The organism is Mesorhizobium sp. M0119 (assembly GCF_040322615.1).
Taxonomy (GTDB): Bacteria; Pseudomonadota; Alphaproteobacteria; order Rhizobiales; family Rhizobiaceae; genus Mesorhizobium.
On record NZ_JAMYTU010000107.1, the window covers coordinates 1 to 1059 of the forward strand.

Genomic DNA, 1059 nt, shown 5'->3' on the forward strand with positions numbered 1-1059 from the left:
ACTAGAGCATAATCTGACCTGATGGAATCGCGAGGGATTCCCATCGGGGAGAATATCTGATTCATCATGTCGGCTGGGTATGGAGGCCAGCAGGCATGGTTAGAGCCATATCGGAGGATTTGCGTTCGCGAGTGATCGCAGCGGTTGAGAGTGGCCTGTCGCGGCGGGCTGCGGCGGATCGTTTCGGTGTTGCCGCGGCAAGCGCGGTCCGCTGGGTCCGCGAATGGCGAGAGAGCGGCGCGACGCGGGCAAAGCCCCAAGGCGGAGACAAGCGCTCCCAGCGGATCGAAGCCTACCGGGATACGATCCTAGCGGTGATCGAAGGTCAGGACGACATCACACTGGTCGAGTTGGCTGAATTTCTCAGGGCGGAGCATGCGGTCGTGTTCGCGCCGAGCACGATCTGGCGCTTTCTCGACCGTCACTCGATGACCTTCAAAAAAAACAGCGCACGCCAGCGAGCAGGATCGGCCCGACGTGCTCGCGCGGCGACGCGCCTGGTTCAAGGCCCAGCCTGATCTCGATCCCGAACGGTTGGTCTTTATCGACGAGACCGGCGCATCGACGAAGATGGCTCGCCTGCGTGGACGGGCAAAGCGGGGCATGCGGTGCCGATCTCCGATCCCGCACGGGCACTGGAAAACGACTACTTTTACAGGCGCATTGCGCCTGACGGGCATGACTGCGCCGATGGTCCTCGACGGACCGATGACGGGTGAATGGTTCGCCGCTTATGCCGAGCATGTATTGGCGCCTACGCTTCGAGTTGGTGACATCGTCATCCTCGACAACCTGCCCGCTCACAAAGTCGCCGCCGCCCGCCAAGCGATCGAAGCGGCCGGCGCGCGAATGCTCTTCCTACCGCCTTACAGCCCCGACTTTAACCCGATCGAGAATGCCTTCTCCAAGCTGAAGTCGATCCTCAGGAAAGCCGCCGCACGCAACATCCCCGAGCTTTGGGACGCAATCCGCGACGCCTTGCCACGCTTCACCGCCGAGGAGTGCTCAAACTACTTCTGCGCCGCAGGATACGAGCCTGAGTGATCAGATTCTGCTCTA

At 61.5% G+C, this 1059-nt stretch carries 1 protein-coding gene; it reads left to right on the top strand.

What is annotated here, in order from left to right; genetic code table 11:
- Positions 1–95 precede the first annotated feature (95 nt).
- A protein-coding gene (locus NKJ40_RS31770) for an IS630 family transposase (RefSeq protein WP_245262801.1) occupies positions 96–1044 on the top strand; the annotation gives its coding sequence in 2 pieces (ribosomal slippage) (positions 96–439 and positions 438–1044; 951 coding nt in all).
- Positions 1045–1059: the final 15 nt, after the last annotated feature.